This is a genomic window from Thioalkalivibrio sulfidiphilus (assembly GCF_000377945.1).
Classification (GTDB): Bacteria; Pseudomonadota; Gammaproteobacteria; order Ectothiorhodospirales; family Ectothiorhodospiraceae; genus Thioalkalivibrio_A; species Thioalkalivibrio_A sulfidiphilus_A.
On record NZ_KB898939.1, the window covers coordinates 58087 to 68009 of the forward strand.

9 protein-coding genes, 1 pseudogene and 1 riboswitch are annotated in these 9923 nt (G+C 66.0%); of the genes and pseudogenes, 8 read left to right on the top strand and 2 right to left on the bottom strand.

Going from position 1 to position 9923, the window contains the following annotated elements:
- Positions 1-71: 71 nt before the first annotated feature.
- A complete protein-coding gene (locus D580_RS0109195; RefSeq protein ID WP_012637043.1) occupies positions 72-545 on the bottom strand; it encodes a hypothetical protein in 474 nt (157 codons plus the stop codon).
- 217 nt (positions 546-762) lie between these two features.
- On the opposite strand from D580_RS0109195, the gene D580_RS0109200 reads away from it, so the two are divergent.
- The 8 genes from D580_RS0109200 (at position 763) to D580_RS0109235 (ending at position 9578) form a co-directional block, all read left to right on the top strand.
- On the top strand, positions 763-1800 hold the full coding sequence (locus D580_RS0109200; RefSeq protein WP_018954110.1) for a Fe(3+) ABC transporter substrate-binding protein: 1038 nt from the start codon (positions 763-765) through the stop codon (positions 1798-1800).
- Between the two features lie 127 nt (positions 1801-1927).
- Positions 1928-3616, top strand: coding sequence for an ABC transporter permease (locus tag D580_RS0109205; protein ID WP_018954111.1), 1689 nt, complete (start codon positions 1928-1930; stop codon positions 3614-3616).
- Positions 3600-4643, top strand: a complete 1044-nt coding sequence (locus D580_RS0109210) for an ABC transporter ATP-binding protein (protein WP_026289855.1) — start codon at positions 3600-3602, stop codon at positions 4641-4643. The genes D580_RS0109205 and D580_RS0109210 overlap by 17 nt, the downstream gene beginning before the upstream one ends.
- Positions 4644-4733: 90 nt before the next feature.
- On the top strand, positions 4734-5204 hold the full coding sequence (locus D580_RS0109215; protein WP_018954113.1) for an ATP-dependent zinc protease: 471 nt from the start codon (positions 4734-4736) through the stop codon (positions 5202-5204).
- 123 nt (positions 5205-5327) lie between these two features.
- Positions 5328-5485: riboswitch (yybP-ykoY riboswitch) on the top strand.
- Between the two features lie 28 nt (positions 5486-5513).
- Positions 5514-6089 carry a TMEM165/GDT1 family protein gene (locus tag D580_RS0109220; RefSeq protein WP_018954114.1) on the top strand — a complete coding sequence of 192 codons (576 nt, stop codon included), beginning with the start codon at positions 5514-5516 and terminating at the stop codon, positions 6087-6089.
- Between the two features lie 702 nt (positions 6090-6791).
- Positions 6792-7154 carry a hypothetical protein gene (locus D580_RS0109225; protein WP_018954115.1) on the top strand — a complete coding sequence of 121 codons (363 nt, stop codon included), beginning with the start codon at positions 6792-6794 and terminating at the stop codon, positions 7152-7154.
- 249 nt (positions 7155-7403) lie between these two features.
- Positions 7404-8780, top strand: a complete 1377-nt coding sequence (gene mgtE / locus D580_RS0109230; RefSeq protein ID WP_018954116.1) for a magnesium transporter — start codon at positions 7404-7406, stop codon at positions 8778-8780.
- An 81-nt stretch (positions 8781-8861) separates the two neighbouring features.
- Entirely contained in the window at positions 8862-9578 is a 717-nt protein-coding gene (locus D580_RS0109235; RefSeq protein ID WP_018954117.1) for a hypothetical protein, read from the top strand.
- Positions 9579-9659: 81 nt separating this feature from the next.
- Here D580_RS0109235 and D580_RS16705 read toward each other — a convergent pair.
- Positions 9660-9923, bottom strand: a pseudogene (locus tag D580_RS16705) (IS1380 family transposase); the annotation flags it as partial.

The following is a 9923-nucleotide window of genomic DNA, read 5'->3' on the forward strand; positions in this document are numbered from 1 at the left end:
CCCCTGCACGCACGGGGCGCGGGGTTCGCAAGCACAGGTTGTGAAGGGGTTGCCGGCTGGGCGCATCAGACTCAACTGTCCAGTGGGGTGACCCTGACGATATAGGCCTTGTTCACCAGTGTAATGGTGGCGTCATCGTCCATGAACAGGCGCACGAAGCGATCCTCGAAGATGTTCACATAATCGAACAGGCGCGCGTGCTCCGGCACCAGCATCTCCCGGATCACCCCCTCCAGGGTGGAACCGTCCATCAGGTGCAGGCGGGTGCGCAGGGCCACGGCGCCCTCGGGGGCCTGCTCCGGCTCGTGGGTGTACTCCAGGCGTACCACCGCGTGTTTGTTGTAGAAGCGCAGGTCATCGTCACTGCCGCCCCGGAAGACGAAAAACGGCTCGGGTCCGTTCATGGCCTCCTCGGGCCGCTCCTCCCCCTCGTGGTGATCGCTCTGACAATGCAGGAAGATCGCGCCCACCACCGGTCCCTCCGGATGCACCCAAAGCCTTACATGCTTGAGTTTCTTGGGGATCTTCAAGGCTTCACTGTCCATAGGGGCTCCCAGTCGGGCCGGCATGCCGGGCCGGCGGCATAGGTCTTTGAGCATTCATTGTATTCAGTATCGCCCATTTGGCGTCCCATGTGGCAAACACCGGGCACGAGAGATGCTTGACAGGCGATATTTCATTTAATGATAATCGTTCGCATTAGCATTAACACAAGGTCTGCCGGCAGCCCGGCTACCCCATTCAACCCCCGGAGATTCACCCATGCACCCCCGTCTCGCCCGTCTGCTGATCCTGCTCCTGCTGGCCCTGCTCGGCCCCATCCCCGCCACCGCCCTGGCCCAGGGCGAGGTCAACGTCTATTCCGCGCGCCAGGAGGCACTGATCAAGCCCCTGCTGGACGAGTTCACGGAGCAGACCGGCATCCGGGTCAACCTGGTCACCGCCCAGGCAGGCGCCCTGTTGCAGCGCCTGCGCAGCGAGGGCCGCAACTCCCCCGCCGACCTGATCATCACCGTGGATGCCGGCAACCTGCACAACGCCCAGACGGCCGGCGTACTGCAGCCGGTGCGCTCCGAGGCCCTGGAGGCCGCGATCCCGGCCCAGTACCGGGACCCGGAGCACCACTGGTTCGGCCTGTCCATGCGCGCCCGACCCATCATGGTGGTGGAGGGTCGCGTGGCCGAGGGCGAGATCAGCCGCTACGAGGACCTGACCGACCGCCGCTACCGGGGCCGCATCTGCATCCGCTCCTCGGATAACGTCTACAACCAGTCCATGATCGCCGCCATGATCGTGGCCAAGGGCGAGGCGGAGACCGAGGCCTGGGCCCGGGGCCTGGTGGCCAACCTGGCCCGCCCGCCCCGGGGCGGTGACCGGGACCAGATCCGCGCCGCCGCCGCGGGTCAGTGCGACATCGCCATCGCCAACACCTACTACCTGGCCCAGATGCTCGCCGGTGACGACGCCAACGACCGCGAGGCCGCCCGGCGCATCCGGGTGATCTGGCCCAACCAGGGCGAGGGCGACCGGGGCACCCACGTGAACATCAGCGGCGCCGGCGTCACCGCCCACGCCCCCAACCGGGACAACGCCATCCGCCTGCTGGAGTTCCTGATGAGCGACGCCTCCCAGCAGTGGTACGCCGAGGCCAACCAGGAGTACCCGGTGAAGGAGGGCGTTGCCTGGAGCGAAACCCTGGAAAGGCTCGGCCGTTTCCGCGCCGATGAGATCAACATGGCCCTGCTCGGCGAGTACAACGCCCGGGCCGTGCGCCTGATGGACCGCGCGCGCTGGCGGTAAGGCAGTGGCAAGTGGCGAGTCTCAAGTGGCAAGGAAAACAGTTTCCTTGCCACTTGCCACTTGAGACTAGCCACTGGATCCCAGCGCCAGCTGGTATCATCCGAGCCTTTGACCGGAAGCCCCCGACTTGAACCAGGACGCCGTCCAAGCCGCCGCCCCACCCGCCCGCACCTGGCACCGCCCGGATGCCTGGCGTACCGGCGTGGTGCTCACGGCCTTGGTGCTGGCCCTGCCGGTGCTGGTGGTGTTCGCCCACCTGTTCCTGCCCTCCACCGATGTCTGGCAGCACCTGCGCGAGACGGTGCTGCGGGACTACGTGGTCAACTCCCTGCTGCTCATGCTCGGCGTGGGCGCCGGCGTACTGCTCATCGGCATCCCCACCGCCTGGCTGGTGAGTCTGTGCGAATTCCCCGGCCGGCGCATCTTCCAGTGGGCCCTGCTGCTGCCGCTGGCCATGCCCGCCTACATCATCGCCTACACCTACACCGGCATGCTGGACTTCCCCGGCCCGGTGCAGACCCAGCTACGGGAGTGGTTCGGCTGGGGCTATGGCGACTACTGGTTCCCGGAGATCCGCTCCCTGGGCGGCGCCATGGCGATGCTGTCCCTGGTGCTCTATCCCTACGTCTACCTGCTGGCCCGGGCCGCCTTCCTGGAACAGTCCGTGTGCGTGCTGGAGGTCTCCCGCACGCTGGGCAACGGTCCCTGGGCGGGCTTTACCCGGGTGGCCCTGCCGCTGGCACGCCCCGCCATCATTACCGGACTCTCGCTGGCGCTCATGGAGACGCTCGCCGACTACGGCACCGTGGCCTACTTCGGCATCCCCACTTTCACCACCGGCATCTTCCGCACCTGGTTCGGCATGGCGGACCCGGCGGCGGCGGCGCAGCTCTCCGCCCTGCTCATGAGCTTCGTGTTCGTGCTCATCGTGCTGGAACGCTGGTCCCGGCGCCGGGCGCGCTTTCACCACACCAGCAGCCGCTACACCCAGCTGCCCCGCTACCAGCTGCGGGGCTGGCGCCGCGTCGCCGCCGTGGCGGTCTGCGCCCTGCCCGTGCTGCTGGGTTTCGTGCTGCCCGCCCTGCAGCTGGCCAACTGGGCGGCGGGCACCACCGAGACCTGGATGAGCGCCGAGTTCCTGCGCCTAGTCTGGAACAGCCTGGGCCTGGCGGCCATCGCCGCCCTGCTCGCCCTGGCACTCGCCCTGTTCATGGCCTATGGACAGCGCCTACGCCCCTCCTGGAGCAACGCCGTGGCGGTGCGCGTGGCCGGCATGGGCTATGCCGTGCCGGGCACCGTGATCGCCGTGGGCGTGATGCTGCCGTTCGCCTGGCTCGACAACACCGTGGACGCCTGGATGCGCGAGAGCTTCGGCATCTCCACAGGACTGATCCTCTCCGGCACCCTGGTTGCGCTGATCTTTGCCTACTGCGTGCGTTTCCTGGCGGTGTCCCTGCAGACCGTCGAGGCGGCGCTCGGCAAGATCAAGCCCTCCATGGATGACGCCGCCCGGTCCCTGGGCATGCCCCCCAACCGGGTGCTGCGGGTGGTGCACATGCCCATCATGCGCGGCTCCCTGCTCACCGCCCTGCTGCTGGTGTTCGTGGACGTGCTCAAGGAACTGCCCGCCACCCTCATCCTGCGACCCTTCAACTTCAACACGCTCGCGGTGCGCACCTTCGAGCTGGCCTCCGACGAGCGTCTCGCGGACGCGGCCAGCGCGGCACTGGCCATCGTGATCGCCGGCATCATTCCGGTTATCCTGCTCAGCCGCACCATCAGCCGATCCCGACCCGGACATGACACCGCTGCTTGAAGTCGACAACGTGGACGTGGCCTATGGCAGCACCGCCGTGGTGCACAAGGTCAACCTGGAACTGCGCAAGGGCCTGATCGGCTGCCTGCTGGGCCCGAGCGGTTGCGGCAAGACCACCCTGCTGCGCGCCATCGCCGGCTTCGAGCCCGTGGCCGCCGGCGAGATCCGCCTCAACGGCGATCCGGTCAGCCGACCAGGCTGGACCCTGCCCCCGGAACGCCGCCAGGTGGGCATGGTGTTCCAGGACTTCGCCCTGTTTCCACACCTGAACGTCGCCGAGAACATCGCCTTCGGCATCCGCCACCTGCCCGCCCGCGACCGGGACACCCGGGTGCGCGAGCTGCTGGAACTGGTGGGCCTGCCCAGCTACGGGAAGCACTACCCCCATGCCCTCTCCGGCGGCCAGCAGCAACGCATCGCGCTCGCCCGTGCCATGGCCCCGCGCCCGCGCCTGCTGCTGCTGGACGAACCCTTCTCCAGCATGGACGTGGAGCTGCGCGAGGAGCTGGCCCGGGAGGTGCGCCGCATCCTCAAGCAGGAGCAGATCACCGCCATCCTGGTGACCCACGACCAGATGGAGGCCTTCGCCATGGCGGATCGCATCGGCGTGGTCAACGCTGGGCGCATCCTGCAGTGGGACACCGCCTACAACCTCTACCACCGCCCCGCCGAGCGCTTCGTGGCCGACTTCATCGGCCAGGGCAAGCTGCTGCCCGGCACGGTGCTCAACGATCACCAGGTGGAGACCGAACTGGGCATCATCACCGGCCTGGTGCCCGAGGGCTGCGGCGTGGGCGCCCCGGTGGACGTGCTGGTGCGCCCCGACGACATCCGCCCCGACGACCAGAGCCACATCAGCGGCGAGGTGCTGGACAAGGCCTTCCGCGGCGCCAGCTTCCTGTACACCCTACGGCTGGCGAGCGGCGGCAAGGTGCTGTGCTTCGCCCCCAGCCACGACAACTTCGCCGTGGGCGAACGCATCGGGCTGAAGCTCGCGTTCAACCATCTGGTGATATTTCCCCGCTGAGACAGCGGGGATTCAAGATTCAAAATTCAAGATTCAAAGGAAAATCGGTGGCATCATTCGACGACCCCTTTGAATTTTGAATTTTGAATTTTGAATAGAGACTCACAACCCCGCCTCGGCTGGCGCGAATGGATCGCGCTGCCGGAACTGGGCATCCCGCGCCTGGAATGCAAGGTGGACACCGGCGCGCGCACCTCGGCCCTGCACGCCTTCTACGTGGAACCCTTCCAGCGGGACGGGCAGAAATGGGTGCGCTTCGGTCTGCACCCGGCGGCCGGCAGCGAGGCCCCCGAGATCCACTGCGAGGCGCCGGTCACGGACCGGCGTACGGTCACCGATTCGGGCGGCCACCGCACCCGCCGCTACGTGATCACCACCACGGTGGTCATCGGCAGCCGCCGCCACCGCATCGAGATCACCCTGACCAACCGGGACACCATGCGCTTTCGCATGTTGCTCGGCCGCACCGCGCTCACCCATGGCTACCTGGTCGACCCCAGCGCGGCCCATCTGGCGGGGGAACCGGGTCTGGTAAGCATGAAGGAGGAGGGCAAAGCGTAAACCGGTTTCCATGACTTCACCTTACAGGCAGCGTTTGGGTTGGCTGGTTTATTTCATCCTTCCACCTTCACCCTCACACTTCACCCTCAACACTTGCCCTTTGCCCCCCACTCCATTAGCATGCCCCCGCACTCAGGGGAGTAGCCGACCCGGCGCAACGCCGGGGGCATGCGTCAACATGATTGACCCGAAGGGTCATGGCGCATGCGGCCGATGCGGTCTGGCGAGACCTGTGGTATCGACCTCCGTTCCGGGCTGGACGGGAGGGCGTGCCACCGGTTTCCGTCGTCCAGCCCCGAGGAATGATCCGTGGAAGTCTTCTTCATCGCCCTGGCCACCGTGGCCATCGCCGAGATCGGCGACAAGACCCAGTTCGTCACCCTTACCCTCAGCGCACGCTACCGCAGGCCCTGGCCCATCCTGGCCGGCGTGCTCGCCGCGTCATTGGCCAATCACGGACTCGCCGCCGTGGGCGGCCTGTGGCTGTCGCGCCTGCTGCCGGACACGCTCATCACCTGGATCGTCGGACTCGGCTTCATCGCCATGGCGCTGTGGACCCTGCGCGGTGATCACCACGAGGAGCACGCGCCCGAGATCAGCGTGCGCGGTGCCTTCCTCACCACCTTCGTGCTGTTCTTCCTCATGGAGATGGGCGACAAGACGCAGATCGCCACCGCGGCACTGGCCGCCAACTTCGACACGGTGGTCTGGGTGGTGGCCGGCAGCACCCTGGGCATGCTCGTCGCCAACGCCCCTGCCGTGTGGCTCGGACACCGTTATGCGGACAGGATCCCGGCGCGCCTCATGAACCGCATCGCGGCGGGTCTGTTTCTCGCCATCGGACTCTGGGTGCTGGGCAGTGCGCTGCTCCAGGCGATGTCATAAACAGGAACGCTTTGCGACGCTCCAGAACATTCACGATCCATTTGCTCATCCCACTTTAAACCGATCCTCTCACGGAGCCACGGAGACACGGGGTTTTGGAATCAAATGTTTTTCTCCGTGCCCCTGTGTCCCCGTGAGAGGATTGCTTTTTCCTCCACGTCTTGGCGCCCAGGCGAGAGAGAACGCTGTGCGCGCCCGTGTACTTGCAAAAGGAAACTTGATTTGTATTGAGGCGATCCGTGCGGTTTACATCCAGTTTGGAGTAGGACTATAATTCGTCGCGTTTTCGGCCGTGTCCGGAAGCACATGTTAGGTCACAGAGGTTTAATCATTCCATGGACAGTTGCAGTTCAAGTTGTACACGCGCGAGGGCCGTCAGCGGCCTGAAACGGGTGTGCCGCAGCGTCCGTCAGGACCTCCGCCCCTCCCCGGTCATCTGACCACCCGAGGGTCTCGTCCCGACGCGCCGCGACACGCATGGCACGTACGGGAGGACCCGGTTCTTCCGAAACCCATGGCAGTAGGCCTCTGAGGTCTGCGATTTGCCATTGATGTTTCGGCCCCAGATCCCCCTCACAACACCTCCGTACCGGGTGTGTTGCCCCAAGCCCGTTTCCCCTGACCGCTCCTCGCCAGACAGGCACCGTTTGCGGTGCATGCGTTCGACACCGGATGACGCAACACGCGTCAAGGAGCAGTCCCATGACCACACTGATGAGCAAGGCCCTGAGCACCCTCAAGCACACCCGTCCCGCCGCCTTCTGGCAGGAGGTTGACGCCGCCGTGGATCACGATCTGAGCGAGGTCAGCCACGCCATGAACAACGGCGATTTTGGCACTGCGCGCCTGCGCTTCCTGCGTCTTGCCGAGCAGTCCCAGATCCGCGTACTGGAACGTATCGCCGAGAAAGACGCGACTCGCCTGGCCGGCGGTCTGCCCACCTACACCGTGGCGCGGCTCTACGACCACCTGTCCCGCGAGCGTGCCCGTGCCATCGCCCAGGCCCTGCCGGATGGCAAGCGCCAGGGCCTGGTGGTCATCCTCAACCACCGCCGCCGCGGCTGACCAAGACCGCGCCGGCCCCCATCACCCCGAGCACAGGAGGCAGAACCCATGCCCGACGACCCCGGACCTGAACAACCGCGATCGTTGCCGGCCTCCCGCGTGAGGCCGTCAAACCTCGCCCGCCGTACCGACCCAGTCCGACGGTGGCCGACCGCTCCCTGAGCATCTTCTCCGGGGGCGCGAGCCCCCTTGCGTCTGTTTCATGACGGTGGGCGAACACCCACTGACATTCACCATGAGGACAACGTCATGGAACAGATCATCTTCACGCTTCTCCGCCAGGGCGAGCTGGACAAGGCCCTGGCCATCATCAAGCACACGGTCCCCGCCGAGACCGCCCGCCGCCTGGCTGAGCTGGAACCCGAGGACCGCTGGACGCTATTCCGGCGGCTCGGCGCCGCGGACGCACGCGCCGTATTTCTCCACCTGGACGACGAGGAGCAGGCAGGCCTGATGGAATCCATGGGCCTCGATGAGGCCGCGCGCTTTGCCGCCCACCTGCCGCTCTACACTCTGGCCCGCACTCACGCACTGCTGCCCCGCCCGTTCGCCCGGGATCTGCTCGAAAGGCTGCCTGCGGAAAAATACCAAGGCGTTCGGGCCATGCTCGGCCACCACGAGGACACGGTGGCCCGTGTCATGCGTGGCGAATTCCTCGCGGTGCAAGGCGATATCCGTGTAGAAGAGGCGCTGCAGGCCTTGCGGGACAACCCGCTGCTCACCGACGACACCGGCTCCGTGTTGTTCGTCATCGACAGCGGCGGCCGGTACCAGGGTTACGTGCGCCTCTCCACCCTGCTGCGTGCGCCAGCCGATGAGAGGGTGCATCGGATCATGCAACCGGCCAATGGTCGGGTCACCACCGACGACGACAAGGTGGAGGCCGCCCGGCTGTTGCAACGGACCAACCTGCCGGTACTGCCGGTGGTCGACGCCCAGGGCGTGATGGTGGGTATCCTGCGTTTCGACGACGCCATGGACGTTCTGGAAGAGGATACCTCCGAAGACGTCTACAAGAAGGCCGGCGTGGGGGACCTGATCCATGCCACAGAGGTGGTGCGCAGCGAGAAGCTCACCGCCGGCGGCATCGGCTATCCGGTGAAGGTGCGCCTGCTGTTTCTCATGGTGACGCTGGCCGGCGGCCTGATGGTGGGCGGTCTCATCGACCACTTCGAGGAAACGCTGGCGGCGGTGATCGCGCTCGCCGTGTTCATCCCCCTGGTGATGGACATGGGCGGCAACGTGGGCACCCAGTCGACCACCATCTTTGCCCGAGGTCTCGCCCTGGGGCATATCCACCTGGGCCAGTTCTTCCGCAAGCATCTGCTGCGTGAGCTGAAGGTGGGTCTCAGCATGGGCATCCTGATCGGCCTGCTGGCAGGCACCGTGGCCTGGCTCTGGCAGGGGGCGCCCAACGGCATCCCGGAGCTGGGCGTCGTGGTGGGCGTGGCCCTGTTCTTCGCGGTCACTACCGCGTCGGTGCTGGGCTTCCTGCTGCCCTGGGTCATGCTCAAGCTGGGCGTGGACCATGCCCCCGGAGCCGACCCCTTCATCACCACCATCAAGGACTTCACCGGACTCGCGGTGTACTTCCTGATGGCCGGCTGGCTGATCGGCGTCGCCTGATGAAATCGCTACCCCGGGTCCTCCATGGTGGACCCGGCGGTTCTACCCGAATCGACATCCCCAACCAACGGAGACAGCACCATGATTGCATTCAACAAGATCAACAAGACCCTGCCCGCCATGATCAGCGGCGGCCTGTTCGCGCTCACCGCCGGCACCACGGCAGCCAGCGGACACTACGTGGTGGACGACGCCGAACTCATCGACGCCCGCAGCTGCGAGGCGGAGATCTGGTACACCGACGTGGACGGTGGCGGCCACGGCAGCTTCCTCTCCCCCACCTGCCGCCTGGACGGCAACTGGCAGGTGACGGCCACCGCCGGATTCCTGCGCGAAGGCGGCGAAAACGCCGAGGTGTACGGGCTTGAAGCCAAGATCCTGTTCCTGGACAGGGATACCCACGGCTACGGCCTGGGCCTGGTGGCAGGCACCGAGTACCTGAGCGAGACCAGCCGCTGGGAGGTGGCCTTTGCCTACGTGCCGGTGAGCGTCGAGCTGATCCCGGACCGGGCCCTGGCCCATGTGAACCTGGGCGTGGAGCGCGACCGGGGCGAGGCGGACAAGACCGCCTTCACCTGGGGCCTGGGTACCGAGGCACGGTTCACCGACCGTCTCGGCCTGGTGGTCGAGGTCTTCGGTGACGACCGCAGCGGCTCCCGTCCCGTGGCACAGCTCGGACCGCGCATCGGCCTGCTGGACGAGCACCTGTTCCTGGATCTCACCTGGACCCGGGAACTGGGCGGCGACAAGCAGGAGGCCTGGACCGTCGGTGTGAACTTCGTGGCCCTGAACTTCTGACACATCCCGACTGGGCGGGCCGACAGCCGACAGGTCACTTGGGAATACCCAATCATTGCATAAATTTGACGCAACCAGGTTTCAGGCTGCTTGCTTCAAGGTATTCAGGTAATGCAACAGCTCGGATTTCACGGCGGGGTTAGCGCTCATGGTCAGCGTCAAGGCGCCCTGGGGTCTTGTCAGGCGCCCGGCGCGCTGGATCAGTTTGCGCCGCAGGGTGCCGAGTTGTTCGAAACACCACAGCGGCGCGCGCTTCTCAGTCGTGTTGCGGACCTGTTCATGACACAGCATCTGCATTTCCCGGTTGAGATTGTGCGCCAGCACGGCTGAAAGCAGGAAGGTCTG